Source organism: Paracoccus litorisediminis (genome assembly GCF_009711205.1).
GTDB classification, from domain to species: Bacteria; Pseudomonadota; Alphaproteobacteria; order Rhodobacterales; family Rhodobacteraceae; genus Paracoccus; species Paracoccus litorisediminis.
The window spans coordinates 1-26,426 of sequence record NZ_WMIG01000012.1 but is presented as its reverse complement, the minus strand read 5'-3'; the positions used below and the strand labels follow the sequence as shown (position 1 = coordinate 26,426).

The following is a 26,426-nucleotide window of genomic DNA, read 5'->3' as shown; positions in this document are numbered from 1 at the left end:
CCACAAGATCAGGAGGTAGGGATGACGACCAGTTTTGATTTTCGCGGCACAAGCGTGCTGGTGACGGGCGCCAGCCGTGGCATCGGTTACGGCGTGGCGACGGGTTTTGCCCGCGCCGGGGCCGATCTGACCATTCTGGCCGAAGGCGAGGATGTCCACGCCGCCGCAGCCCAATTGTCGCAGGATTGCGGCGTGGCGGTGCGGGGGCTAGCCTGCGATATCACCTCGGCCGAGGCGGTTGCCGGTGCCGTGGCGCAGCTCGACCGGATCGACGTTCTGGTCAACAATGCCGGGCTGGAACTGCTGACCCCGCTTGAAGGCGGTGATGCCCTGCAGATCGAAAGCGACTTCCGCCGCATCGTCGATATCAACGTGACCGGGACATTCCTGATGACCCGCGCGGCCCTGCCTTTGATGACGCGTCCCGGCGCGAATATCGTCAATACCTGCTCGATCTGGAGCCGCACCTCCGAGCCGGGCTTCGCCGCCTATGCCAGTTCGAAACATGCAAGCCTTGGCCTGACCCGGACCTTTGCCAAGGAACTGGGCCCGCGCGGCATCCGCGTGAACGGCGTCTGTCCGGGCTGGGTGCGCACGGTCGCCTCGATGCGCTCGCTGGCGCGGATGTCGGTGGAAACGGGCCGCAGCGAGGCTGATCTGCTCGATGAAATCGTCGGCAACCAGATCCTGCCCGGCCTGATGGAGCCCGAGGACATGGCCGCGACCTATCTGTTCCTCGCCTCGGACGCGGCCAAGAACATCACCGGACAGGCGATCATGGTCGATCGCGGCGAAGTTCTGGCCTGAATATCGGAGTGAATGATGCAATCGATCGCCGTGATCGGTGCCGGGATTACCGGCATCACCACCGCCTATGAGCTTGCCTCGCGCGGCCTTCCCGTCACCGTCTATGACCGCCAGCGCTACCCCGCGATGGAGACGAGCTTTGCCAATGGCGGCCAGCTTTCGGCCTCGAATGCCGAGGTCTGGAACCATCCCTCGACCATTATCAAGGGCCTGTCATGGATGCTGAAGCCTGACGCGCCCTTGTCGCTAAGCCTGTCGCCCAGCTGGCACAAATACAGCTGGCTGGCCGAGTTTCTGGCCCATATTCCGCGCTATCGCAGCAATACCACGGCCACCGCCCGTCTGGCCGTCGCCGCGCGCCAGCGGATGCGAGACATCGCCAGCGCCGAGGGCATCGCCTTTGACCGCGACGACCGGGGCATCCTGCATTTCTACGCCAATCAGCGGCAGATGGACCATGCCCGCCGCGTCTCGGATCTGCTGGCCAAGGGCGGGGTCGAGCGGGTCGAACTGGACGCCGATGCGGTGCGTCGCATGGAACCGCGCCTCAAGGGCGACTTCATCGGTGGCTTTCACACGCCGGGCGATGCGACCGGGGATATCCATCTGTTCACCGTAGGTCTGGCCGAGGCCTGCCGCCGGATGGGCGTCGATTTCGCCATGGAGCATGAGATCCTGTCCTGCCGCCATGACGCGCAGGGCATCGCGATCCGCGCTCAAGGACCACAGGGCGTCGCAGACAGCACCCATGCCGCCATCGTGATCTGCGCCGGGATCGGCAGTCGTGATCTGGCCCATGCGCTTGGCGACCGGATCAATGTCTATCCGGTCAAGGGCTACTCGATCACCGTGAACCTGCCCGATGAGGTGTCGCGCAACGCAGCGCCGCAGTTGAGCCTGCTGGACGACGCGGCCAAGATCGTCACCAGCCGCCTTGGCCGCGACCGCTTCCGTGTTGCCGGCACCGCGGAATTCGCCGGTGAGAACCGCGATATCCGCGCCTGCCGCATCCGTCCGATCGTCGAATGGGTGAACCGGCATTTCCCCCAGGTCTCGACCCGGCAATGCGTGCCTTGGGCCGGATTGCGCCCGATGACTCCCTCGATGATGCCGCGGGTGGGGCCGGGACGGCGCGAAGGCGTATTCTATAATACCGGCCACGGCCATCTGGGCTGGACCCTGTCCGCCGCCACCGCCGAGCTCGTCGCGCAATCGGTCGCGGCGCAGTGGAAAGGCCCGTTTATGGTGTCGGTGTTGCGCAAAGCTGCCTGAGCGCGAACGACGCCCCAGACGTGAAACTGGCCAGCACCAACGACTGGTCGAAAAGGTCGAAATCCGACCCCATGTTGCGGCGGCCAGACCGACCGCAACATATTATTTTCACGGACATATCTGTGACCAGACTCCGAATATTGCGTTTGCGTGAAAGTGAACAGCAAGAATCCATTTGAGTGGCTAAATCCGAGATCGGGGATTGCTGGCATGTCGGGGACATCACCCGTCACAGCCGTGTGAGGACCCGCATGAAGGCAACACCAGCACCCGCAGACCGGCTTCCACAAGACGCCTGTTTCGCCTTCCGGGCCCTTGGCTGCGACGGGTTTTCATCGTCGCAGACCTGCACGGCAGGTCCGTTCCCCATGAACCCGCCTCTGTCCAGACAAGGATAAGTCCATGACCGATCTCACCCGCCGCGCGCTTCTGGCAACGGGCAGCGCCGCACTAGCCGCTCCGCTTTTTGCACGACGCTCGCTGGCCTCGTCCGGCTCTGTGAATGTCTTTGCCTGGGGCGATTACTTCCAGCCCAATATCGTCGAGGCCTTCGAGAAATCGACCGGGATCAAGATCAACATCTCGACCTATGGCTCGAATGAGGAAGCGGTCAGCAAGCTGCGGGCCGCGGGCGGCAAGGGGTTCGATCTGATCTTCCCCTCGGTCGACACCCGCCCCAATTACGACGAGGGCAATCTGCTTGCCCCCATCGACGAAAACCGTCTGCGGGTCGACCAGATCGAGGCGCCCTTGTGGCGCAACTCGCTGACGCTGGGCGCGGCGCGGCGTGGCAAGCGCTATCTTATCCCCTTTAGCTGGGGGACCGAGGGCATCACCTATGACAGCGAGACCCATGACTTCGCCCCCGGCGCGCTGTCCTGGGGCGACCTGTGGAAGGACGGGCTGGATGGCAAGGTTGCCATGCGCCAGAAATCGGTCCTGATCACCCTTGCGATCCATCTGGATGCAACGGGCGAACTGCCCTCGAACCGGGCGATGGACCTTTACAAGACCGAGGCCGATACCCGCCGCATTTTCGATGCCTGCGTGGCATTTGCGGCCAAGCATAAGAAGAATATCGGCTCGTATTGGAACAACTCGACCGAGGCCACCTCGGCCTTTACCGATGGCGGCTGCTCGATCGGGCAGACATGGGACACGACGGGGATCAAGCTGCATTCCGATGCCGCGCCGAAATGGCGCTATGCCTCGCCCAAGGAAGGGGCGCTGGCATGGATGGACACCGCCGCCGTTCCCGTGGGGGCCGAGAATATCGAGCAGGCCTATGAGCTGCTGAACTTCATGCTGACGCCCAAGATCGGGGCCATGTTCGCGGATAATACCGGCTACAACTCGGCCGCGGGCGGCACCGCGCCGCATCTGTCCGAGGCCAGCCGGGCCGCGTTCGAATTCGCCTATTCCGGCAATGCCATCGACAATCTGTGGTGGTGGCCGATGTTCACGCCCTGGTTCTCGACCGTGCGCGAAGAATATGTCGAGAAGCTGACCAACGCCTGATTGCCCCGGCTGGGCGGCGCGACCAATCCCGCGCCGCCCCCAAGATCGCGACGGAGTCCCATATGACTGGCCAGACGATCGGCATGGAAATCGAGTTGCAGCGCGCATCGGTGCGTTTCAACCGTTTTCAGGCCGTGCAACCCACCGACCTGACGATCAGGGCGGGGGAGTTTTTCTCGATCCTAGGCCCCTCGGGCTGCGGCAAGACCACGCTTTTGCGCATGATCTCGGGGTTTCTTGAGCCGACCGAGGGGGATGTCCGCATTGGCGGCCGTTCGATGCTGGGGCTGGGGCCGTCGGATCGCCCGACGGCGCTGATCTTTCAGAACCTCGCGCTGTTTCCCCTGATGACCGTTTGGGAAAACGTGGCCTTCGGACTGGAAATGCGGGGCTGGCCGCGCGCCAAGCGCCGCGCCCGCGCCGAGGAATTGCTGGCGACCGTGGCCTTGGCCGACCATGCCGGGAAACTGCCCGACCAGCTTTCCGGCGGGCAAAGGCAGCGCGCCGCGATTGCCCGCGCGCTGGCGGTCGAGCCCGCTGTCCTGCTGCTGGACGAGCCGCTTTCGGCGCTGGATCTGAAGCTGCGCCAGCATATGCGCGCGGAACTCAAGCAGATACAGGCGCGGACCGGGATCACCTTTGTCTATATCACCCATGATCAGGGCGAGGCACTGACCATGAGCGACCGCGTGGCTGTCATGAACAAGGGCCAGATCATCCAGATCGGGGCACCCGCGCGGATCTATGACCATCCGGGCGACAGTTTCGTCGCCACTTTCGTCGGCGAGATGAACGCCCTGCCCTGCAAGCTGACCGAATCTGGCCCAATCGCCCAATGCGAGACGCCTTTGGGCCTGCTGAGGGCAAGCAATCCCAATGCCCTGCCCGCTTCCTCTGACGCCATGCTGTTCATCCGCCCCGAGCGGTTGCGCCCGCTTTCCCCCGGCGAGGAGGCCGAGAACACCCTTCCCGCGCGCGTGACGCGCCGCGACATGGAAGGCGCATGGTCGATGATCGTCACCGAGGCCCAAGGCCGCAAGCTGTTGGTCAATATGCCGAATGACGGGCGCGGTGCGCCGCCCGAGGGCGAGGTCCGGCTGGGCTTTGAAGCAGCCGAGGCCCTGATCCTGCCCAAGGGCGAGATCTCGCATGACTAGCCTTATCCGGGCCTTTGGCGGGCCGTTGACCTGCCTGATCCTGTTCTTCTCGGGGGTCTGGGTATTGGGGCTGATCGCCGCGCCCCAGATCATCATGATTGACAAATCCCTATGGCGGATGGAGCGTCCCGTGGGTGCCGCCGAACTGTCGGTGCAGATCGACGGGCTTTACAACCGGCTGGACCTGCTGGCGCTGGACCGCAGCACCGTTGCGGATCAGCCGGAAAAGCTGGCGGCGATCGACACCGAGACAAGCACGATCCAAGCCCAGATCGCCGATCTGGAGCGTGCCGAAACCACCCCGGTCAAGACCTATACGCTGGACAATTTCCGCCAGATGGGTGCGGCGCATTTCGCGATCTTTGTCCGCACGATCCTGGCCTCGCTGGCGGTTTCCGCCCTTGCGCTGGTGGTGTGCTATCCGATTGCCTTTGCGGTGGCGCAACTCAAGACCGCGAGAACCGCCGCGCTGATCATGCTGATGCTGGTCGTGCCCTATGCGATCAATGAGCTTTTGCGCATCTTCGCGTGGCAGATGCTGCTTGGCCCGAATGGGCCGGTGAACGCGGTCCTGAGCGCATTGGGCCTGCCTGCCGTGCCGTTTCTGGAAAGCGGCGCGGGCGTCTTTATCGCCATGGTTTACGCCTATATCCTGTTCATGGTCTTTCCGCTTTATAACGTTCTGGAAACGCTGGATAAAAACCAGATCGAGGCCGCGCGCGATCTGGGCGCGCCCGTCTGGCAGATCCATCGGCGCGTGGTCATCCCCCATGCCCGCCCCGGCATTGCGGTGGGCTGCATCATGACCTTCATGCTGTCGGTCGGGTCTTACTCGGTGCCCTATATCATGACGCGGGGGACCGCCGCGCCGTGGTTCACCCAGCTGATCTACAACCGCTTCTTCGAGGCCACCAACTGGAATGTCGGCGCGGCCTATGCGCTGAGCCTGCTGATCGTCTGCATGATCTTTGTCTTTCTGATGATGCGCCTGTTGAAAGTCAGCCTGAAGGATATCGCGAAATGACGCATTCCCCGCGCGGCGGCAGACAGGCAGGCGATCTGGTGCTGCATGTCTATATGCTTTTGTTCTTTGCCTATATGTTCCTGCCGCTGATCGCGATGATGCTGGCGGGCGTGAACGACTATTCGCCCCCCTCGATCACCGTCTGGAAAGGCTTTACGCTGCGCTGGTTCAGCGCGCTTTGGCAGGACGCCCGCATGTGGTCGGGACTGGCCAATTCGCTGATGATCGCGGGGGCGGTGGTCGCGCTGTCCCTGCCGATGGGTCTGGCCGGGGCCTTGCTTTTGTCAAAGCTGGGGCGGCGCTCGGCGGGGTTGCTTTACATCATCATGGTCTCGCCCTTGCTCACGCCGGGGCTGATCATCGGCATTGCGACGGTCACGCTTTGGTCGCAACTGGGCGTCTCTGGCGGCGTCCTGACCGCCATTCTGGCGCAATCGGCATTCATCTCGGCCTATGCGATGCTGATGTTCATGGCCCGGTTGCAACGGCAGGACATCACGCTGGAAGAGGCAGCCCTTGACCTTGGCGCAACCCCGGCGCGGGCGTTTCGGCGCATCACCCTGCCCTTTCTGCGCCCGACCATGATCAGCGCCGCCGTCATCGCCTTTTTGCAAAGCTTCGAGAATTACAACACCACGATCTTTTCAATCGGCGGCGATCATACCCTGGTCACCGAGATCGGCGCGCGGATGCGCTTTGGCATCAGCCCGATGATCAATGCCATCGGAATCATCTTCGTCGCGCTGACGGTGATCTGTGCCGTGCTTTGGGGCGTCCTGCGCAAGCGCGGGATTGCACGCCAAGCATGACCATCTGCCTTATTTCAGGAGCGCGTCGTGACCAGCGACCAGACCATATCCAGCCCCGAACCCATGACCGAACTGGCTTTGTCCATGGCCGATGCCGTGCGCCCGCTGATCGCGCAGCATTTCCGCAAACGTCTGACCATCGAGACCAAGGATGATGCAAGCCCCGTGACCATCGCCGACCGCGAGGCCGAGGCGCTGATGCGCGCGATGATCGCCGATGCCTTTCCCGATCACGGCATCCGTGGCGAGGAATTCGGCCTGCATCAGGCGGATGCGGAATGGGTCTGGGTGCTGGACCCGATCGATGGCACGAAATCCTTTATCTCGGGCTCATTGGCCTTTGGCACGCAGATCGCGCTGCTGTATCGCGGGCGTCCCGTGCTGGGGCTGATCGACCAGCCGATCACCGGCGAAAGATGGCTGGGTCGGACGGGCCTGCCCACCCTGTTCGGCACGCAACCCATTCGGTGCAGCAGCGTCGAAAATCTGGCCGATGCGGTGCTGTACACCTCGGCGCGGGACCATTTCGATGGGACGCAGGCGCCGCGCTATGACCGGCTGGCTTGCAGCACGCGCTTCAACCGCAGCTCGCATGATTGCTATGCGGCGGGGCTTTTGGCACTGGGGTTGGTCGATATTCTGGCCGAGGCGAATGTCTACGATTACGACATCCTGCCACAGGCCCCGATCATTCTTGGCGCGGGCGGGATCATCACCGATTGGGCGGGCTTGCCATTGCCCGACGGCCGGGTATTCGATACCGTCCTGATCTCGGCCAATGCGGTCTTGCACCGCGCGGCACTGGCCGCTTTGAAGATCGACTGACGCGAGGAAACATGGCGCGACGCCCGTCCGGAGCAATCCTGACATGGATCAGTCTGGATCGTGGCAGCCATGTCTCGCTGGCGCAGCAGCTTAAGGAACAGTTGCGCAATGCAATCGTCTCGGGCGTGCTGCCCGGCGGAGCCAAGCTGCCCTCCAGCCGGATGCTGGCGGCCGAATTCTCGATCTCGCGCCCGACCGCCGTTTTGGCGCTGGAAGGGCTCGAGGCCGAGGGGTTTTTGGAAATGCGCCACGGCGCGGGCACCTTTGTCGCGGGCTCGGTACCCCAGCATTTGCCGCGCGCCATGGCCCGCGAGGACGCGGCCGCAGGCGCCGGTGCCCATCCGCAACTCTCCGAGATGGGCGCGAGGCTGCAGGATCTGACCATCGACATCGAGGCGCGGCAGGCGCGGCCATTTCTGCCCAACACGCCCGCCTATGATCGCTTTCCCTTTGCCTTGTGGCAGAAATGCGTGAACCGGCAAACCCGCCTCGGCTATCGCAGCAATCTGGGCTATGCTGAACCGCAGGGCTATGCGCCGCTGCGCAAGGCCATCGCCAATTACCTTGCGCTGCATCGCAGTGACGCCTGTCATCACGACCAGATCGTGATCACGCCCGGCGCCCATGCCGGGTTCATGCTGGCCGCAATGCTTCTGACCAATCCCGGCGACGGCATTCTGGTCGAGGACCCCGGCCCCTATATCGCGCGCAATATGTTCGCGTCGCTCGGGCGCAGGATCGTGACGGCCCCGGTCGATGGCGACGGCATGGCCTTTGAAGAAATCCTTGCCAAGGATCCGGGCATCCGCATGGTCTTTGTCATGCCCTCGCGCCAGCATCCGACCGGAACCACGCTGGCGCTGGAACGCAGGCTCAAGCTTCTGGACTGGGCCGAGGCCCATGGCGGCTGGATCATCGAGGACGATTACGACAGCGAATTTCGCTATACGGGGCGGCCCCTGCCATCCATGCACAGCGCCGATCGCTTTGGCCGCGTGATCTATGTCGGCACCTTCAGCAAGGCTTTGTTCCCGGCCCTGCGCGTCGGCTATCTGGTCCTGCCGCCGGTTCTGATCGACATGTTCCGCAATGCCATGGCGCTGATGTTCCGCTGCGCGCCGCTGCCCTCGCAGATGACCCTGACCGAGTTCATTTCCGAGGGGCATTTCGCGACGCATCTGCGCCAGATGCGCGAGCTTTACGGCGAGCGCCGCGACCGGTTCCTGACCGTGGCGCGGCAAGTCGGCGCGGGACTGTTCCATGTCGAGCGGCCCGATAGCGGTATGAACGCGCTGTTATGGCTGCCCGATGGGCTGGACGACCGGATGATTGCCGAACGCGCCAAAGATGCGGGGGTGCATGGCTATGCGCTAAGCGACTACTGGATGCGCCCGTCTGCGCGTCCGGGCCTGATCCTTGGCTTTTCGGGGGTCACGCCCCAGCAGCTCGAGCCGGGGCTCGAGGCGCTGGCGCGCATCGTCGCGGACGCTTTGCGCTAAGGCTCAGGCGGGCACCGCCGCCTTGGCATCGGGACCGCCGATGATGCGGTTGAGCCGCCCCGCCACCAGCGAGCCGATTACCGCAAGCACGCTCATCAGGGCAAAGACATAGGTATAGCCCTGCTGGCCCGGAAAGCGGTCAAGGATCGCGCCATAGACCATGTAAGCGAACATGCCCGGCGCATAGCCGATCAGGCAGCCCAGACCAAAGGCCGAGCCGGTGATGCGCGAGGGAATTCCGATCTCGCTCATCGGGGCCCAGAATACGCCGCGCATACTGAAGACGATGAAGGCGAATGACAGCATCGCAGCCATCGCCGGATAGATATAGGCGGCCCCCGTCGGCAGGCCGAGGATCAGGACCATCACCGGCGGCAGCGCAAGGAAGGCCCATTTGATATAGCGGCTGGCGCTGCGGAATGACTTATCCGCCATGTAGCCGCCTGCCGGACCACCCAGAACCTTAAGGAAATACTGGTTGATGATGCCGTAAGCCCCAACCAGCGCGACCGGCAGCTGGTACATCTCTTTCAGGTAGGGAATGAAATAGGTCAGGCCGCAATAGACGGTATAGACCATGAACACGTTCAGGCTGACAAGCCAGATGGCGGGCACGCGCATCGCCTCGATCAGGCCGGACAGGCCCACAGGTTCGGCCTCCGCGCGTTTCTCGGCGGCGGAATTCAGCAGGAACCATGCCGCGATACCTGCGACGATATCGATGATCGCATAGAACAGGATCGCCGATTTCAGCCCCAGCGCACCCGAGCCCGCGACCACGAAGACCCCCAGCGCCGAGAAGGCGACGACCGTATCGACGACACCCCGCCCGCCTTCCAGAAAGCCGAACATCCGGCCCTGTTCATCATCGCTGCCCAGATTGCGCACGGCCTTCAAGAGCGCGGGCCAGTAAAGGCAATCGGCGCAGACCGCCAGCAAGGCAAAGACCACCAGCATTCCGCCAAAGCCGGGAAAGGTCGCCATATAGAGACCCAGAAGCCCCGCACCGATCAGCCCCAGAGGGATCAGCTTTCGCGTCCCAAAGCGGTCTGCGAGCATGCCCCCCAGAACAAAAAGCGCCGTCGCCACGATGGAGTTGACGCTAAGCAACGTTCCGATCTGGGTATGGGACAGGCCCATGACCTCTTGCAGCGGCACATAGAAGGCGTCCTTGACATTCGCCAACTTGTAGATCGTCCCGCCGCCAAGGATCAGGACAAGAAAGCGCAGCCATTTCGCGCGGTTTGCGGTTGTCATTGCTGGTCTCCGACAAGGGCATGGGGTTTGCAGGGCTGCTCGGCCTCGGCCAGAACAAGCGCAGCCAAAAGGCGCAGCTCGCGGATGAGCCCGCGCATATAGGCCAGCTGGTTTTCCAGCCAGCGATGCTCGGCCGCCATCATGCTGTCCAGCGTATGGCCGGGCGGCAGGGCGGTATCGCTCATCTCGCGATAGGGGATGAAGGGGTCGTCAGCCTCGTCCGACATGCGGAAGGCCGGAGCGGCGTAATGGTTTTCCTGTTCGAGCGCGAAGGCTATGACCTGCGGCGCGTCCTCACCCAGCATCAGCAATTCGTAGAACATCCGCGGACCGGGCAGGTCATCCTGTGCGCTGCCCTGCAACACGCCGTAATGGCCCGTTCCCTTGCCCTGCGGCACGATCCGCACGCCTTTCAGATGGACCTGCCGGATGAACGGCGCCATCGCCTGCAAGGCTGGCAGGGGGTGTTCATTGGCATTGATCATATTGCCGAAATCGAACAGCGCATTCAGCCGGGGATGATTGATCCGGCGCAGCAGCGTGGCGATCTCGTGGCTTTTCAGCTCTTCATGCTGTTCGAAATCGAAGTTCAGCCCGTGCCGGTCGGCAAGCTCGGAGATGTAGCGCAGATCGGTCGCGATCCGGGCCATGACCTCGGACAGAAGCCCCTCATAGCGGGAATAGACACGGATATTGGACGAACCCGTCGCAAGGGCGATCGCGACCGCCTGATCCAGATCCGGGCGCAGGGTCGAACTGATCTCAAGATGCAGGTCCAGCCCATATTCGCGCGCGCGTCGGCCGAATGCCTGCCGCGCCTGATCGTCCATCCCGGACAGGCTGTTGCGGCCGCCGTCCAGCACATGCAGGCAGACCCCCTGCAATTCGTGCCGCCAAGCGAAATCGAGCAAGTCCCAAGGCGTGGCCCGGCCATGGGTCAGGTTGGTCAGCAAGGTATAGCCATGCGCAAACAGCCGGATGCCGTCGAGCCGTTGGGTCAGCTTTCGCGCCAAGTCCGGGGTCAGCACCGGCGGCGAGGCCCCTTTGGCATTCTGCCGCAGCAGGGCCGCGAATTGGTTCTGGATGGCGGACATGTTCCCCCCTCTGCAAGTCCGCCGCAGAGCTAGACCGCGCGGGTGATGACCGCGCTAGCCAGATTGGGGGTCCGTATCTGACCACTTCAAACTCAGGAACCACCGATTTCGGGCGGCCGGCGCGGTTCAGGCGACGGAAGGAGACTATCGATCAGCCGACTGACGCGCAGATGGAATGCGTGAAATCGCTCTGCCCGCCTGCGATGGCAAGCCCTTCATTGATGACCGACGCGGGCTGAGTTGGATAATCTTCGTCGGTCGCGATGGGTTGAGGTGGTGTGATGCTCCGAAGGAATACGGCCCAGCGAACACCTCTGGAAGCGCTGGAGCGATAGCCTAGATGACTGAGCGAACACGCCGTCAACAAGCGCAGTGACGGTGAGGGAATGCGCGATCACAGCCCGCACAATGTCGCCTTCGCCTCGGCGCATCGCAAGGCCCCGGTCAGTTGCAGCAACACACCGGAACTTAAGGAACAGGCAGTTGCGCGCCTGTCCAAGCGAATCGTTACGCAGGTTAGCGTCGTCAGAAGCTTTACCTCACATCGTCACAACTGAAAGGTTGGCGGCTCGAACTTGGGACGGTTGGCTCCGTCGAGACGATGAGGCGTCAAAAGGTAGAGGTAGGATAATTGGTTGAGTAGCAGCGAAACCGTCGACTGTCTGAGGAGGTGGGCGTGAAGCGGAAAGCTTCGGCTTTTTGCGCATTTGCCGTTGAAATCCTGATCGCGAACGAAAATCCTATCTCGTGGCGCCCGACAGGGTAAGGATATCTAGCATCAGTTATGATCCTAGCAACGAGGACTTGCTTTATCTGAAAAGCGGCCTGCGCATCGCGCTGCCAAACCGCCCCCGCCCTAGACACGATCTGCTATTCCGATCATGGATGCCAGCAGCAAACACCAACGCTGCTGAACGTTTGGAAGGCGTAGAACACCCTGACTGAAAGCCTGCTTGGCGCTTCGTAGAACGACCTAGTTCGTCGCACCCGTTTCAGTACGCAACGCGAAAGTCAAACTACACTCTTCGCGTAGGTCGCCAGCTTCTGTAACCGGTACCGATGACATCCGAGCATCGGATTGCGCATAGCGGAGCAGGCGAAGATCGACACGATCCTTCGCAACGGTCGCATAGTGAACATGACCCGGTCCGGGATTACGGGGCAAGATCACCGCCGCTTTCCACCCTGTTGCCTGAGCAGTGCTGGACTGCGCGGTGAAGGCACCGAAAGACGTACCACCCTAGAGTGTTGCCAGAGCAACCGGAAAATTCCGCGAAGCGCGCCGCAACCCGCAAACCGATATTAATGCAAAAGAACATCAACCCTTAGATGCAAGCGGCACCTGGAACTGTCATTTTCGACATGCTGCGCAAATTGAATCAAACCTCTACTTGCAAAACAATAAAAGTGGGATGAGAACTTCCATACCGACCCGATTGTCAGGAACGCAATGAGACCAATCCGTTGCGCCCAACTGCCAGTCACCAAAGAGCAATTCCAGACTCAAAGCTGTTTTTAACAATTAACTGATTTGCAGGGATCATGGACTTTCAGAAGCTCGAAGCAACCGCGGTCATTCGCAAGAATTCGATAGCCTTCATCGAGAATGTATTTGCATTGAATGACGCGCGGCGGCCATTCGTGATGGTCAACGACGCAAAAGAAGCAAGCGGATTGTCCGGAATCGTGATTGACCGCTGCATCACTCCGGCGGAACAGTCGGGCTGGTACACCGCCAGGCATCCGCTGATCCATGACGATCTTCCAGCGCAAGTCAGCTATACGTCGGGGACCGAGGGGCAACCCAAAGGCGTTCTTCTGACCTACGCGAACCTGGCCGACGCGGCCGAGCGAATCATCGCCGAAATGCAGATGACGGCCGAGATTCGCGAATATGTCGGTGTCCCGGCGACATTCAGCTTTGGCATGGGGCGCTACCGGGCAATCAGCGCCGTGGGCGGACATGCTTACCTGCCGCCCCGCGGTTTCGACCCGCTTGAGCTTGCCCGCATGCTGGCCGCCAATCAGGTCAACGCGCTGTCGGCTGTGCCGACCTTGCTTCGCATCCTTCTGGATGCTCCCGACCTGATCGGCGAGGCGGGCAAGAACCTGCGCTGGATGGAAATCGGATCGCAGCATATGACAGCGGATGAAAAGCTCCGCGTTCGGACGATGTTCCCCAATGCGCTGATCGTGCAGCATTATGGTCTGACCGAGGCCTCGCGCAGCACCTTCCTGCAGGTCTCATCCGCGTCAGAGAGCCAATTGCACTCCGTAGGCCGACCGGTGGGACGAACCGAGATCCAGCTTGGCGCGGACTGTCGTATCCGGATCCGCGGACCCCATGTCGCCAGGTGGCGCATCGACGCCAAGGGCTTGCACAATCTGCAGGATGCGGATGGCTGGCTGCAGACCAACGACCTTGGGCACATGCGGGACGGCTGTCTTTTCTTTGACGGCCGCGCGGACGATCTGATCAATTGCGGCGGCGTAAAGGTCTCGCCCGACCTGCTCGAGGAGCGTATCCGATCCGGACTTGAGCCGGGCATGCAGATTGCGGTGGCGAAAGTCCCCGATGCCCAGCGTGGCGATGGCGTTCTGGTCGCCGTCAAGGCCGGTCCCTCTGGCACCGCACGGGTGAAGGAACTGGCGGCTGCCGCGTTGCAGAGTATGGGGGTTGTGGCGGGCAGCGCACTGCATGTCATGGCCGTGGATGCCCTGCCCGTCACGGGAACCGGCAAGGTAAAGCGTTCGGTTCTGGCAGAGCAGTTCGTCTCGCAGCTGACCCCCGACAGATCGCATGTCCCGACAGGTGAGATCAGCGACGTTCTTTCCTTGTTCCGGCATGAGTTCCCCGGGCAACCGGTTCGGCCTGAAGATTCCTTCGAGTCCCTTGGCGGCGACTCCCTTCACTACATTCAGTTCTCGCTGAGTTTTGAACAGCGCTTCGGCCAATTGCCGAACAACTGGCCGCAACTTAGCGCAGCCGAGTTGCAGCAAGGTCTGGGCACGACCAAGAAGTCCAATTGGCGACGGCTGGAATCCGCGACATTGACGCGCGCATTTTTCATGATCTGCATCGTCGCGCTGCATACCGATGCGTTTGTCTACAGTTCGAATTGGGGCGCAGCCTATTTCCTGATCCTGCTTGCCGGGTATTCGGTCGCGCGCTTTCAACTGCCCGAAATCATCCGCACCGGCAGTACCAGAACCCTTTGGGGAACGATCAAATATGTGGCGATACCCACGCTACTCATGGTCGCCTTTCTACAAGGGGCGACACAACGGTTCGAAATATTGCCGCTGCTGCTGGTCTCGAATTATCTCGATCCTCGTGAGCTTAAGGGTTTCATTTTTTACTTCTCGGAATTCTATCTGCAATTGCTGGTGTTAGCAGCGGCATTCTTTTCATTCTCGAAAGTACAGGATTCGTTCAAGAGCCGCCCGATGCTGAGCGCGCTTGTTCTGCTTCTGGCAGTCGCCGCGCTCAATCAGATCATCGAGTTCTTCTGGGATAGCACTTATAATTACCACCGAACACCTTGGAACTATGCGTGGGCCTTTGCTTTGGGCATTGTTTTGGCGCTCGCAAAGGACCCGAGCAAACGGCTACTGGCCTTGTTCGTGGCCATTGCGGCGGTCTTGTTAAAGTGGGGTGCAACTTCTGCTGCTTTTTATGTGGCTGGTGGATGCGCACTCGTTCTGTTCGTTGAGGCATTCATTGTGCCAATTCCCATCAAGGTACTGGTGGCGGAAATTGCCGGGGCATCACTGTTTATCTATCTTACCCATTACGTGATGATATCCGTCGTAAGGAAAATATTCGGCGTCGAGAAACCATGGATGGCGTTGATTTCGTCGGTCATTGTCGGAGTCGCCCTGGCCCATCTTTACGCCTGGACCTCAAGAAAACTCGTGCGGACCATAGACGAACTTCGGGGGGGCAGCGGCACGACAGCGCTGCCGCGATCATCACCTTGATCGGCTTTGCGTAGCGCGGCTATTTCTTGCCATGACTTCGGCTTTTTTTCCCGCGCAACGCGTCAGCGTAATATTTTTTTGAATGCCGGACCGATTTAACTATGAGTTTCCGGAAGCACATTGATCGGGAATCTTCCCGACAACAATGACGGGGATATTTCCCCATAACCAACTATCCCCCCACGCATCGTTCGATGCGCGGGGGTTCGCGGCTTGGGGCGATATCTCGTCACATATTCGCGGCGGCCAGTTCCAGACGGGCCAGACGTTCGGTGTCGCGCGAACCGCCCTTGTCGGCTGAACTGGACATCAGCCCATAGATACGCAGCGCGGTCGAGACCTCGCGCACCCGCGCGACCGGCTGCCACGCCAACGCGCCGCGAGCAGACATCGCGTCGCGGCGGCGCGTGATCTCGGCCTCGTCCACCAGCAGTTCGACGCGGCGGTCGCTGAGTGAGATGCGGATCTGGTCGCCTTCCTCGATCAGCGCGATCACTCCGCCCGAGGCCGCCTCGGGCGAGATATGCCCGATCGACAGGCCCGAGGTCGCGCCCGAGAAGCGGCCATCGGTGATCAGCGCAACCTTATCCGCCAGACCGCGCGCCTTGATCATCCCGGTGGGCGTCAGCATTTCCTGCATCCCCGGCCCGCCACGCGGACCCTCGTAGCGGATGACCACGCAATCGCCCGGCTTGATCTGGTCGCTGTTGATCGCCAGAACGCAATCGTCCTTGCTTTCAAAGATCCGCGCCGGGCCGGTGAACTCGAACAGGTTCGCAGGCACGCCCGCCGATTTCACCACGCAACTGTCGGGGGCGATATTGCCGTAAAGCACGCTCAGCCCGCCGGTTTCGCTGAAGGCATTGGCGGTATTGCGGATCACGCCTGCATCGCGGTCGGTATCCAGTTCCGCGAAGCGCATCTCTTGACTGAAGGGGCGCATGGTCCTGACGCCGCCGGGACCGGCGCGGAACAGCGTCTCGGCCGCGTCATTGCCGGGACGGGTGATGTCCCATTGGTCGACGACCTCGCCGATGGTGTCGGCAGAAACGGCGGGATTGCCCGTATGCAGCAGGCCCGCGCGCTTCAACTCGGCCATGACCCCCATGACGCCTCCGGCGCGATGCATGTCCTCGACAAAGATCTCATGTGCATTGGGCGAGACCTTGCACAGACAGGGCGTCGAATTCGAGACGCGGTTGAAATCCTCGACCGTCCAGTCCACCCCGGCCTCCTGCGCGGCGGCCATCAGATGCAGGATGGTGTTGGTCGAACCGCCGATCGCCATCGACAGCCGCGCCGCGTTTTCAAACCCCTCGCGCGAGCAGATGGCGCGGGGCAGCACGCGGCTGTTGCCGTCGCGGTAATACTCCTCGGCCATGCCGACGATGCGGCGGGCGGCATTGCGGAACAGGCGCTCGCGGTCCTTGTGGGTGGCCAGCGTCGTGCCGTTTCCGGGCAGAGCCAGACCAAAAGCCTCGGTCAGGCAGTTCATCGAATTGGCCGTGCCCATCATCGCGCAGGAACCGCAGGTCGGACAGGCGGCTTCCTCGACCGTATCGACCTCAAGCGCGGTGACGGTGGGATCGCCCATCACCATCAGCGTGTCGATGGCGTCGATCCGCATGGACTTGCCCCGGTAGTTCAGCTTGCCCGATTCCATCGGCCCGCCCGACACGAAGATCGTCGGGATGTTCAGCCGCAAGGCCGCCATCATCATGCCGGGGGTGATCTTGTCGCAATTGGACAGGCAGATCAGCGCATCGGCGGCATGGGCATTGACCATGTATTCCACCGAATCCGCGATCACATCGCGCGAGGGCAACGAATACATCATCCCCTGATGGCCCATCGCAATCCCATCATCGACGGCGATGGTGTTGAGCTCCTTGGGCACACCGCCGGCTGCGCGGATCTCCTCGGCGACCAGCGGGGCCACGTCGCGCAGATGGACATGGCCCGGCACGAATTGGGTGAAGGAATTGGCAATGGCGATGATCGGCTTGCCGAATTCATTTGCCTTGGTGCCGGTGGCGCGCCACAGCGCGCGCGCGCCGGTATTCAGGACACCTTTGGTGACGGCGTCGGAACGCAGTTTCATGTTCATTCTCCTGGGATCAGGCGGCCGCAGCCGTCGTGGTCGTAAGGGCCGCGCGCAGCTTGGCGCGGCGGGTGTCGACATCGGCCGCGTGGCGTTCGCGCACATGGCCATAGCCGCGGATATGTTCGGGCAGCGACAGCAGCGCCGTCAGATCGGACCCCGCGGCCGTTCCGAAACGTGCCAGTGCAAAGGCGATGTCGGCCTCGTATTCGGCCAGCAGGCGACGGGCCAGGCGCGCTTCCTCGCTGTTGCGGAAGGGGTCCAGCAACGTGCCGCGCAACCAGCCCAGGCGGCGCATCAGTCCAAACAAGCGCAAGGCCTTGCGCCCGCTGACCGCGCCCTTGACCCATGCGCCGGTTTTTTCGTCCCGCCCGCCATAGGGCCATGCGCCGAAATAAAAGGTCAGTTCGGGTTGACCGTCAAAACTCTCGGCCAAGGATTTCGCGAATTCCGGCTTGGAATAAAGCCGCGCGACCTCCCATTCGTCCTTCACCGCCAGCAGCTTGTAGTAGCAGCGCGCGACGGCCATGACCGGGGCCTCGCCCAAACCTGCCGCATCGGCGGCTTTGCGGGTGCGGGCGACCATGTCGGTATAGCGGCGTGCAAGGGCAGCGTTCTTGTAGGCGGTCAGTTCGCCCGCGCGATGGGCGATCACATCGTCCAGCGACTGCTTGCGGCGGCCGCCCAGATCGACCGGGGCCTGCGCGCCACGCAGCAAGGCGGCGACGGCCTGCGGATCGGCCACCGCCAACCGGCCCAGATCGAAGGCGCGGCGGTTTTCGGCGATCTTGACGCCGTTCAGTTCGATCGCGCGCATCATCGCCTCAAGCGACAATGGCAGAGCGCCCGACTGCCAGCTTGCACCGACCAGCAGCATATTGGCATAGACCGCATCGCCCAGCAGGCGCGTGGCCAGCCCCTGCGCGTCCAGACCCTGCGCGCGGTCGCCCAGCAGGCGGGTCAGGCGCGACAGTTGCTCACCTCCGTTCAACTGCCAGTCGGGGTTCTTGGCGAATTCCGAAGTCGGCACCACGGTCGTGTCGGTGACAGCCAGCGCATGGCCAAGGTTCAGCTTCGACAGCGTCTCATCGCCCGCGGCAACCACCAGATCGCAGCCGATCAGGGCATCAGCCTCGCCGGTGGCGATACGGGTCGCGGCCATGTCCTCGGGCGTGCGGGCCATCTTGATATGCGAATGCACCGCGCCGTATTTCTGCGACAGGCTGGTAATATCGAGGTTCGAGCTGAACCAACCATCGGCATGGGCGGCCACGGCCAGAGTCTGCCCGACCGTCACCACACCCGCGCCGCCGATCCCCGACACCAGCACCGCCCACGAACCCGCGACCGCAGGCAGCACGGGCTGCGGCAGCGCCCCGGCATCGATATTGACGTGCGCGGCCTTGACCCGTTTGGGTTTCACGCCCGCGACGGTGACAAAGCTGGGACAGAAACCCTCGACGCAGGAAAAATCCTTGTTACAGGAGGATTGGTTGATCTGCCGCTTGCGGCCCAGCTCGGTTTCTATCGGTTCGATCGCCATGCAGCCCGAGACGGTCGAGCAATCGCCGCAGCCCTCGCAGACCTCGGGATTGATGAAGGCGCGCTTGTCGGGATCGACCCATTTGCCGCGCTTGCGCAGGCGGCGGCGTTCGGTGGCGCAAGGCTGGTCATAGATGATCGCGGTGACGCCAGTACGCTCGCGCATCTGGCGCTGGACCAGATCCATTTCGGTGCGCGGATGCAGGGTGACATTGGCGGGCAGCGCGGTGCCCTGATATTTCTGCGGCTCATCAGCGACCAGCGCGATGGCGGCGACGCCCTCGGCGCGCAGCTGATCGATCATCCGCAAGGGGTCGATCTCTCCGTCGACGGGTTGACCGCCGGTCATCGAGACAAAGCCGTTATGCAGCAGCTTGTAGGTGATGTTCACCTTGGCGGCGATGGCGGCGCGGATCGCCAGCAGACCGGAATGGAAATAGGTGCCGTCGCCCATATTGGCGAAGACATGCTTTTCCTTGGTGAAATGAAACTGGCCCAGCCAAGCCACCCCCTCGCCGCCCATCTGGGTGATCGAGTTGGTCTTCATCGGGTCGCGCAGCACCGCCATGGTGTGGCAGCCGATCCCGGCCAGCGCCCGGCTGCCATCGGGAACCCTGGTCGAACGGCCATGCGGGCAGCCCGCGCAAAAGGACGGCATCCGCAGCGCGCCGGGCGTGTCCAGCAGGACCGTGCCGCTGGCGGCATTGGGGGCGGAAATCGGCGCGGCCGGGTCCAGATCGCGAATGGCGCGGGTCAAGACGCCGCGGATCTGGTTCGGGTCGATTTCGCCGTAGTTCTGAAACGCAACCTCGCCCGCGTCGCTGGCATAGGCCTGTCCGGCAAAGGTCTTGCCGATGATGCGCGGCGCGCGCGCCTGACCATAAAGCGTGGCGCGGATCTGGTCCTCCAGCAGCGGGCGCTTTTCTTCGACCACGACGATGGTATCCAGCCCCTCGGCAAAGTCGCGGACGATGCGGTCGTCCAGCGGCCAGACCGCACCGACTTTCAGCAGCCGCAGCCCCATCCCGGCCAGTCGGCCTTCGGACCAGCCCATCTCGTTCAGGGCTTGCGACAGGTCCTGCCACGCCTTGCCCGCGGCGACGATGCCGATGCGCGCAGCGCCGGCCCCGATGATGAGGTTCAGCCCGTTCGCACGGATGTAATCCAGCGCCCGCGCCAGCCGGGCGTCGTAAAGCTGCCGCTCCTGTTGCAGCACCGTGGCAAAGACCGCGATGCCCGGCACCGGCGGCGCCTCGGGCAGCGTGATCCGTGGCTCATCCGCCGAAATCCGCACCGAACCACCGCCCTCGACCACATCGGTCACCAGCTTCATCCCGGCCAGACAACCGGCAAAACGGCTTAGCGCGATGCCGTGCAACCCGTAATCCAGCACCTCCTGCGCATTGGCCGGGGCCAGCAGCGGAATGCCCGCCGAGACGAAGTTGAAATCCGAGTAGCAGGCGACCGAGGACGATTTTGCCCCGTGATCATCCCCGACCAGCAGCAGCGAGCCGCCCTTGGGATTGGTCCCGGCAAGGTTGGCGTGCCGGATCGGGTCCATCGCCCGGTCCAATCCCGGCGTCTTGCCATACCAGATCGAAAAGACGCCCTCGACCTCGGCCCCCGGAAACAGCCCGACCATCTGGCTGCCCCAGGCGGCGGTCGCGGCCAGATCCTCATTCAGGCCGGGCTGAAAGACGATGTCATGCGCCTTGAGTTCGGCATGGGCCTGCCACAATTCCATGTCGTAGCGCCCAAGCGGCGAGCCGCGATAGCCCGAGATATAGCCGCCGGTCTTCAGCCCCGCCGCCATGTCACGCTTGCGCTGCTGCAAGGGCAGACGCACCAGCGCCTGCATCCCCGTCATATAGACCCAACCCTCGGTTTTGGTCAGACGATCCGACAGGTCGAAATCCAAGCGTTTATCGGCTGGCTGGTCAAACATGGCTGCCCCTCCCCAGGTCGCGCCATATTTGTTATCCGTATGGAAAACCTATCGTCCAATTCGAAACATGAATGATCAGGCAGTGTAATCCGAATGAGGGCCCCGTTCGGTCGATGCGCTCAGATCCGCCCCAGCCGTTGCAGGATACGCACCACGTCCGGGCCGATATGGTCGTAAAAGGCGAAAAGCCCGGCGCACAGGTAGTTCAGCCCAGCCTCACCCGTATCAGAGCGGATCAGCCGGTTCTTGGGACATTCGCCCCAGCACAGCCGCAGATAGGCGCAGTCCCGGCATTTCCGCGGCAGAGTCGCGCTTTTGGCGTGGCCGAAATCCTGCTGCGCCGGGGAAAAGGCCAGATTGCCCAGATGCGCGTCGGCGATATTGCCGATGCGGTATTCGGGATAGACGAAATGGTCGCAGGAATAGACCTCTCCGTCATGCTCGACTGCGACGGCCTTGCCGCAGAATTCGGATTGGGTGCACATCTGCGCCGGCTGGCCCGCCGCCTGCGCCACCGCGGTTTCGAACAGGTTCACATGGACGCGGCCGATATCGGTGGCGATCCATTCGTCCCAGACCTCGGACAGGAAGCGGCCGTAATCGACCGGATCAACCGACCAGTCGGTAACAATGGAATCGGGATGGCCGGGGCGGGCGCGTGGGTCGTCCTCAAGCGGCTGGTCCTGAACCCGCGCGGGGGCGTCGGTTTCGAACTGGCGCTGCTCGACGGCGGGGGTGAACTGGATGCGCCATGTGCCCAGCTCATCGGCCAGAAAGCGATAGACCTCGCGCGGGTGAAGGGCGTTTTCGCGGTTCACCACGCAAAGCGCGGCAAAGGGAATCCCGGCCTCACGCAACATGCGGGCAGCATTCATCACCAGATCGAAGGTCGGCTTGCCGTTCTTGGTGACGCGGAAACGGTCATGCAACTGGCGCGGGCCGTCGATCGACAGGCCGACATGAAAGCCATGCGCCTTAAGAAACCCGATCCAGCGCGCGTCCAGCAACAGCCCGTTGGTCTGCAGGTCGTTTTCGATCCGCTGGCCGGGCTTGGCGTATTTCGCCTGCAGCACCACCACCTTTTCAAAGAAGGCCAGACCCATCAGCGTGGGTTCGCCGCCCTGCCACGAGAAGACGACCTGCTCTCCGGTCTGGGCCTCGATATATTGGCGGATGTGGTTTTCCAGCAGGTCATCGCCCATCCGGGACTGGGGGCGGTGATGCAGCAGCCCGGATTTGTGCAGGTAGAAACAATAGGTGCAGTCGATATTGCATTCGGCCCCCGAGGGCTTGACCATCGCGTGAAAGCGATAGGTCCGGCCCTGCAAAAGACCGGCCCGGTCGAGGGCGGGATATTGGGGATTCACGTCAAACCTCGGATGTGACGGTGGCGCGCCGCTGCGGGACACGCCACTCTGGGCTTAGTTGGTGCTGGCGGTCATCTGCTTGATCAACTCCGAAAAATCCAGCGTCGGCGCGACCTGCACCGGCGGGTGTTCCTTGAGCGATTTCAGATGCGCGCCCAGCAGGACCTGCACCGGTTCGGACAGCCATTGCTTGCGCTGCGTGATGTCCGAACGCTGGGTGATGTCATCGTGGGATTCGTAGGGATCGAAATGCAGGTTGTAGAGCATCGGGAATTTCTGCTTCACCCAAGGCTCATAATAGCCCTCGGAGGTCTGGAAGTGCAGCTTCCAGTTACCGACCCGCAGCGCCTTGATGTCACCTTCGTAGTAATAGATGAAATCGTTGCGGTTGGACTTGTCGGTCTTGCCCAGCCACAGGTCGAGGTTGTTGACCCCGTCCAGCACCTGGTTCTGCTCGGCCAGCACCTTTTCCTTCACATCGGGAATACCCGCCGCCGCCGCGATCGTGGTCATCACATCCATATGCGACTGCATGCCGGTGATGACCTGACCGGGCGGGATATGTCCGGGCCAGCTGACGATGAAGGGCACGCGCACGCCGCCTTCATAGGTGGTCATCTTTTCACCCCGGAAAGGCGTGGTGCCACCATGATAGCGGGCGCTTTCCTCGGGGCCGTTATCGGTCGAATAGATGACGATGGTATTGTCCAGCGCCCCCATCTTTTCCAGCTCGGCCAGATATTCGCCGATCTGACGGTCATGCTGGATCACGCCCGACCCGTACAGGTCATCCTCGGTCGTGGCTTCCTGCGCCAGATAGCGGTCCTTGTCGTCCAGATGCGTGAACATGTGCATCCGGCTGGGGTTCAGCCAGACGAAATAGGGTTTGTCGGCGTCCTGCGCGCGCTTGATGAAATCGACCGAGACATCCATGAACTCTTCGTCGACATTCTTCATCCGCTCGATGTTCAGCTGGCCGGTATCCTCGACCTTCTGCTTGCCGATGCGGCCAAAGCGCGGATCCTCGGTCGGGTCGTCGGCGTCAGTCGCCCAGCTGTGGATGACGCCGCGCGGGCCGTATTTGTCAAAGAAGGGCGCAGCCGGATAGTCCTTCTGCTCGGGCTCCTCCGACGTGTTCAGATGGTACAGGTTGCCATAGAATTCGTCGAAACCATGCAGCGTCGGCAGGTGTTCGTTGCGGTCGCCAAGGTGGTTCTTGCCGAACTGGCCGGTGGCGTAACCCTGTTCCTTCAGCACCTCGGCCAGTGTCGGGGTTTCCGGCTTGAGCCCCAGTTTTGCCGCCGGACGGCCCACCGTGGTCATGCCCGAGCGGATCGGATATTGCCCGGTGATCAGCGCGGCCCGGCCCGCCGTCGAGGAAGGCTGCGCGTAATGTTCGGTGAACATCGCGCCCGCTTCAGCAAGCTTGTCGATATTCGGGGTCTTGTAGCCCATGACGCCATTGCCATAGGCACTGACATTCGACCAGCCCATGTCATCCGAGAGGATGATCAGGACGTTGGGTTTTTCAGCCGAGGCATCAGCAGCCTGTGCAAATGCGGGGGCGGTCAAAGCCGCCGACAGCGCCATGGCGGAAGTGGCCAAGGCCACCTTGCCATTCGGCGCGGAACCAAAGTTAGTCAGCATTCTATGTGGAATCCGAATTTGATCGAGATGGTCAGATAGGTGTCGCAAACAGCGGCATACTGTTGGGCGCATTCAATCGAATCAATGTTTTATCTGGCGCGCGACGTAAGGTCAGAATGCCACGCCGGAAAGTCTGCGGACCTTCGGTCTGCGTTGCGACAGCCTCGCGTCACCACGCCTTGCGCCAAAGGAACAAGGGGATCAGACTTCCTCTGGAACATTCCAACGCAAAGGAAAGCGGATGACGCGGACAGGATCTCTGCTGGCGGCTCTGACTCTCTGTGCAGGCACCGGCGCATGGGCGCAACAGGCCACCGACGCCGTCGCCCCCGAGGCCGCTACCGCTGCGGCACCCGTCACCTTTGGCGATCTGGGCCAACCCGCGCAGGCGGCGCTGCAGGCCAAGGCAGCAGGCCAGCCGGTCAAGGCAGCCAACTGGATGATCAGCGCCGCGAACCCCTTGGCGGTGCAGGCCGGTGCGCGGGTGCTGGAGACGGGCGGCAGCGCTGCCGATGCCATGATCGCGGTGCAGACGGTGCTGGGACTGGTCGAGCCGCAAAGCTCTGGCCTTGGCGGCGGGGCCTTTCTGGTCTGGTATGACGCGCAATCCGGTCAGCTGACCACACTCGACGCGCGTGAGACCGCGCCGATGGCGGCAAGGCCGACGCTGTTTCAGGACGACAAGGGCGAGCCGCTGAAATTCATGGAAGCGGTTGTCGGCGGACGCTCGGTCGGCACGCCTGGCACTCCCGCGCTGCTTGAGGCCGCGCATCGACGCTGGGGCCGGGCCAATTGGGCAAGCCTGTTCCAAGACGCCATTGCATTGGCGGATGATGGGTTTGCGGTCTCGCCACGCCTTGCCGGTCTGGTCGCCGCCGAGGGCGACGCGCTGCGCCGCGACCCTGCAACCTCGGATTATTTCTTTCCCGACGGCAAACCCATCGCCGCGGGCGCGCCGCTGAGGAACCCGGCCTATGCTGATACGCTGCGCATCCTGCAGCGCGACGGGGCGGCAGGCTTCTATGCCGGGCCGGTGGCGCAGGACATCGTAACCGCCGTGCGCCACGCCCCGGTCAATCCCGGTCTGCTGGCCATATCCGATCTGGCAGCATATCGCGTGATCGAGCGCCCTGCCCTGTGTGCCACCTATCGCGATCATGATATCTGCGGCATGGGGCCACCCTCATCGGGGGCGCTGAGCGTGGGGCAGATCCTTGGCATGCTGGGCGGCTATGATCTGGCGGCGCTGGGGGCCGAAAATCCCGAAAGCTGGCGGCTGATCGCCGATGCCTCGCGTCTGGCCTTTGCGGATCGCGAACGCTTCATGGCCGACAGCGATTTTACCCCGATGCCGACCAAAGGGCTGGTCGACCCCGCCTATCTGGCCGAGCGCGGCAAGCTGTTGGCGGGCGATGACAGCCTGCCCGAGGTCAGCGCCGGGTCGCCCGGCTGGAGCCACGCCATGCTTTGGGGTGCGGATCAAGCGCTGGAACTGCCCTCGACCACGCATATCTCGATCGTCGATGCAAAGGGCAATGCACTGTCGATGACCACCACGATCGAGAACGGCTTCGGCTCGCGCCTGATGGTGCGGGGGTTCCTGCTGAACAACGAACTGACCGATTTCAGCTTCACCACCCATGACAAGGCGGGACTGCCCATCGCGAACGCCTTGGCACCGGGCAAGCGCCCGAGATCCTCGATGGCGCCCAGCATCGTGATGAAGGGTGGCAAGCCGGTGCTGGTCATCGGCTCTCCGGGTGGCAGCCGGATCATCGGCTATGTCGCGAAAGCGATCATCGCGCATCTGGATTGGGGGATGGATGTGCAGCAGGCGGTGGCAGCCCCTCATCTCCTGTCGCGCTTCGGCCCCGTCGATATCGAGGCAGGAACCAAGGCCGCGGCCCTGACCGCCCCGCTTGCCGAGATGGGCTTCGAGGTGAACGAGACCGAGCTGAATTCTGGCCTGCAAGCCATCGCGATCACCCCCGATGGACTTGAGGGCGGCGCCGACCCCCGCCGCGAAGGCATCGCCATCGGTGGGTAATGGGATCAGGATCGACCCAAGCAAGCTTGGCCGCGACCCGAGGGGCGGTTTTGGGCAGTGCATGACTAATCCACCGCCAAGGGCAAGTCAGGTCTTTCAATCAGCCCCTAACCCGGCCGGGGATTGACGCAACCATGCCCCGCGCATTATTTCTGGAGCGCGGGACAGTATGATTTTTCTGACGTCTCAGCCCTTCTTGTTCTGGTTTTTTTGGATCCAGTTTTTGACATTTTGTGGTGTTGTTCGACCGCTTCGGGGTCCGTGTTGGGTGACGGAGCGGGAGGCGGCGGCGACGGCGAAGGCCAGGGTGTCTTGCAGGGTCCAGCCCTGTTCCAGCCCATGGACCAGAGTGCCGCCGAAGGTGTCGCCGGCACCGGTGACATCGGCGACCTCGACCGCATAGCCGGCCGCGGTGAACAGGGTGCCGTCCTGCATGGCGGTCGCGCCCTCGGCGGCGGCGGTGCGGATCAGGGTGCGGATTTGGTTTTGCGCCATCCAGGCCTGCGCGCAGCGGATGTCGTCCTGACCGAAGGT

17 protein-coding genes and 1 pseudogene are annotated in these 26,426 nt (G+C 62.6%); 11 read left to right on the top strand and 7 right to left on the bottom strand.

Features of this window, described 5'->3' with window-relative positions:
* The first annotated feature begins 21 nt into the window (after positions 1–21).
* From GL300_RS17415 to pdxR, 8 genes are all read left to right on the top strand, one after another.
* On the top strand, positions 22–807 hold the full coding sequence (locus GL300_RS17415) for an SDR family NAD(P)-dependent oxidoreductase (protein WP_155040934.1): 786 nt from the start codon (positions 22–24) through the stop codon (positions 805–807).
* A 15-nt stretch (positions 808–822) separates the two neighbouring features.
* A complete protein-coding gene (locus tag GL300_RS17410; RefSeq protein WP_155040933.1) occupies positions 823–2,079 on the top strand; it encodes a D-amino acid dehydrogenase in 1,257 nt (418 codons plus the stop codon).
* Positions 2,080–2,481: 402 nt separating this feature from the next.
* Positions 2,482–3,597 carry an extracellular solute-binding protein gene (locus GL300_RS17405; protein WP_192337006.1) on the top strand — a complete coding sequence of 372 codons (1,116 nt, stop codon included), beginning with the start codon at positions 2,482–2,484 and terminating at the stop codon, positions 3,595–3,597.
* A 62-nt stretch (positions 3,598–3,659) separates the two neighbouring features.
* Entirely contained in the window at positions 3,660–4,754 is a 1,095-nt protein-coding gene (locus GL300_RS17400) for an ABC transporter ATP-binding protein (RefSeq protein WP_246195233.1), read from the top strand.
* Positions 4,747–5,778: an ABC transporter permease gene (locus GL300_RS17395; protein ID WP_155040932.1), complete on the top strand. Its 1,032-nt coding sequence runs from the start codon at positions 4,747–4,749 to the stop codon at positions 5,776–5,778. Before GL300_RS17400 ends, GL300_RS17395 begins: the two co-directional genes overlap by 8 nt.
* Entirely contained in the window at positions 5,775–6,587 is an 813-nt protein-coding gene (locus GL300_RS17390; RefSeq protein WP_155040931.1) for an ABC transporter permease, read from the top strand. Before GL300_RS17395 ends, GL300_RS17390 begins: the two co-directional genes overlap by 4 nt.
* Before the next feature lie 27 nt (positions 6,588–6,614).
* On the top strand, positions 6,615–7,412 hold the full coding sequence (locus tag GL300_RS17385) for an inositol monophosphatase family protein (RefSeq protein WP_211595174.1): 798 nt from the start codon (positions 6,615–6,617) through the stop codon (positions 7,410–7,412).
* An 11-nt stretch (positions 7,413–7,423) separates the two neighbouring features.
* Positions 7,424–8,911, top strand: a complete 1,488-nt coding sequence (gene pdxR, locus GL300_RS17380) for a MocR-like pyridoxine biosynthesis transcription factor PdxR (RefSeq protein WP_155040930.1) — start codon at positions 7,424–7,426, stop codon at positions 8,909–8,911.
* 3 nt (positions 8,912–8,914) lie between these two features.
* On the opposite strand, the gene GL300_RS17375 is transcribed toward pdxR, so the two are convergent.
* Positions 8,915–10,168, bottom strand: a complete 1,254-nt coding sequence (locus GL300_RS17375) for an MFS transporter (RefSeq protein WP_155040929.1) — start codon at positions 10,166–10,168, stop codon at positions 8,915–8,917.
* Positions 10,165–11,262, bottom strand: a complete 1,098-nt coding sequence (locus GL300_RS17370) for a sugar phosphate isomerase/epimerase family protein (protein ID WP_155040928.1) — start codon at positions 11,260–11,262, stop codon at positions 10,165–10,167. The genes GL300_RS17375 and GL300_RS17370 overlap by 4 nt, the downstream gene beginning before the upstream one ends.
* A 170-nt stretch (positions 11,263–11,432) precedes the next feature.
* On the opposite strand from GL300_RS17370, the pseudogene GL300_RS17365 reads away from it, so the two are divergent.
* Positions 11,433–11,595, top strand: a pseudogene (locus tag GL300_RS17365) (transposase); the annotation flags it as partial.
* A 1,209-nt stretch (positions 11,596–12,804) separates the two neighbouring features.
* Positions 12,805–15,243 (top strand): AMP-binding protein, encoded by a 2,439-nt coding sequence (locus GL300_RS17360; protein ID WP_155040927.1) that lies wholly within the window; start codon positions 12,805–12,807, stop codon positions 15,241–15,243.
* Positions 15,244–15,472: 229 nt separating this feature from the next.
* Here GL300_RS17360 and ilvD read toward each other — a convergent pair whose 3' ends face one another.
* The 4 genes from ilvD to GL300_RS17340 all read right to left on the bottom strand — a co-directional run bounded on the left by ilvD (position 15,473) and on the right by GL300_RS17340 (position 23,845).
* Positions 15,473–17,344 (bottom strand): dihydroxy-acid dehydratase, encoded by a 1,872-nt coding sequence (gene ilvD, locus GL300_RS17355; protein WP_155040926.1) that lies wholly within the window; start codon positions 17,342–17,344, stop codon positions 15,473–15,475.
* 16 nt (positions 17,345–17,360) lie between these two features.
* The gene (locus tag GL300_RS17350) at positions 17,361–20,831 is read right to left on the bottom strand and encodes an indolepyruvate ferredoxin oxidoreductase family protein (protein ID WP_155040925.1); all 3,471 of its coding nucleotides are present in this window, start codon (positions 20,829–20,831) and stop codon (positions 17,361–17,363) included.
* 119 nt (positions 20,832–20,950) lie between these two features.
* Positions 20,951–22,198: an anaerobic sulfatase maturase gene (locus GL300_RS17345; RefSeq protein ID WP_211595173.1), complete on the bottom strand. Its 1,248-nt coding sequence runs from the start codon at positions 22,196–22,198 to the stop codon at positions 20,951–20,953.
* Between the two features lie 54 nt (positions 22,199–22,252).
* Positions 22,253–23,845 carry an arylsulfatase gene (locus GL300_RS17340; RefSeq protein ID WP_211595170.1) on the bottom strand — a complete coding sequence of 531 codons (1,593 nt, stop codon included), beginning with the start codon at positions 23,843–23,845 and terminating at the stop codon, positions 22,253–22,255.
* A 241-nt stretch (positions 23,846–24,086) separates the two neighbouring features.
* Here GL300_RS17340 and ggt point away from each other — a divergent pair, with 241 nt between their 5' ends.
* Positions 24,087–25,892 (top strand): gamma-glutamyltransferase, encoded by a 1,806-nt coding sequence (ggt, locus tag GL300_RS17335; RefSeq protein WP_155040924.1) that lies wholly within the window; start codon positions 24,087–24,089, stop codon positions 25,890–25,892.
* A 186-nt stretch (positions 25,893–26,078) separates the two neighbouring features.
* On the opposite strand, the gene GL300_RS17330 is transcribed toward ggt, so the two are convergent.
* On the bottom strand, positions 26,079–26,426 hold a 348-nt coding region (locus tag GL300_RS17330), incomplete at its 5' end, for a carbohydrate kinase family protein (protein ID WP_246195232.1).

What these genes read in the sequence shown, in the direction of transcription:
- GL300_RS17415 (WP_155040934.1), top strand. Translation starts at nt 22, where the DNA reads ATGACGACCAGTTTTGATTTTCGCGGCACAAGCGTGCTGGTGACGGGC.
- GL300_RS17375 (WP_155040929.1), bottom strand. Translation starts at nt 10,168, where the DNA reads ATGACAACCGCAAACCGCGCGAAATGGCTGCGCTTTCTTGTCCTGATC.
- GL300_RS17360 (WP_155040927.1), top strand. Translation starts at nt 12,805, where the DNA reads ATGGACTTTCAGAAGCTCGAAGCAACCGCGGTCATTCGCAAGAATTCG.
- GL300_RS17390 (WP_155040931.1), top strand. Translation starts at nt 5,775, where the DNA reads ATGACGCATTCCCCGCGCGGCGGCAGACAGGCAGGCGATCTGGTGCTG.
- GL300_RS17350 (WP_155040925.1), bottom strand. Translation starts at nt 20,831, where the DNA reads ATGTTTGACCAGCCAGCCGATAAACGCTTGGATTTCGACCTGTCGGAT.
- GL300_RS17400 (WP_246195233.1), top strand. Translation starts at nt 3,660, where the DNA reads ATGACTGGCCAGACGATCGGCATGGAAATCGAGTTGCAGCGCGCATCG.
- GL300_RS17370 (WP_155040928.1), bottom strand. Translation starts at nt 11,262, where the DNA reads ATGTCCGCCATCCAGAACCAATTCGCGGCCCTGCTGCGGCAGAATGCC.
- pdxR (WP_155040930.1), top strand. Translation starts at nt 7,424, where the DNA reads ATGGCGCGACGCCCGTCCGGAGCAATCCTGACATGGATCAGTCTGGAT.
- ilvD (WP_155040926.1), bottom strand. Translation starts at nt 17,344, where the DNA reads ATGAAACTGCGTTCCGACGCCGTCACCAAAGGTGTCCTGAATACCGGC.
- GL300_RS17340 (WP_211595170.1), bottom strand. Translation starts at nt 23,845, where the DNA reads ATGCTGACTAACTTTGGTTCCGCGCCGAATGGCAAGGTGGCCTTGGCC.
- GL300_RS17405 (WP_192337006.1), top strand. Translation starts at nt 2,482, where the DNA reads ATGACCGATCTCACCCGCCGCGCGCTTCTGGCAACGGGCAGCGCCGCA.
- GL300_RS17395 (WP_155040932.1), top strand. Translation starts at nt 4,747, where the DNA reads ATGACTAGCCTTATCCGGGCCTTTGGCGGGCCGTTGACCTGCCTGATC.
- GL300_RS17410 (WP_155040933.1), top strand. Translation starts at nt 823, where the DNA reads ATGCAATCGATCGCCGTGATCGGTGCCGGGATTACCGGCATCACCACC.
- ggt (WP_155040924.1), top strand. Translation starts at nt 24,087, where the DNA reads ATGACGCGGACAGGATCTCTGCTGGCGGCTCTGACTCTCTGTGCAGGC.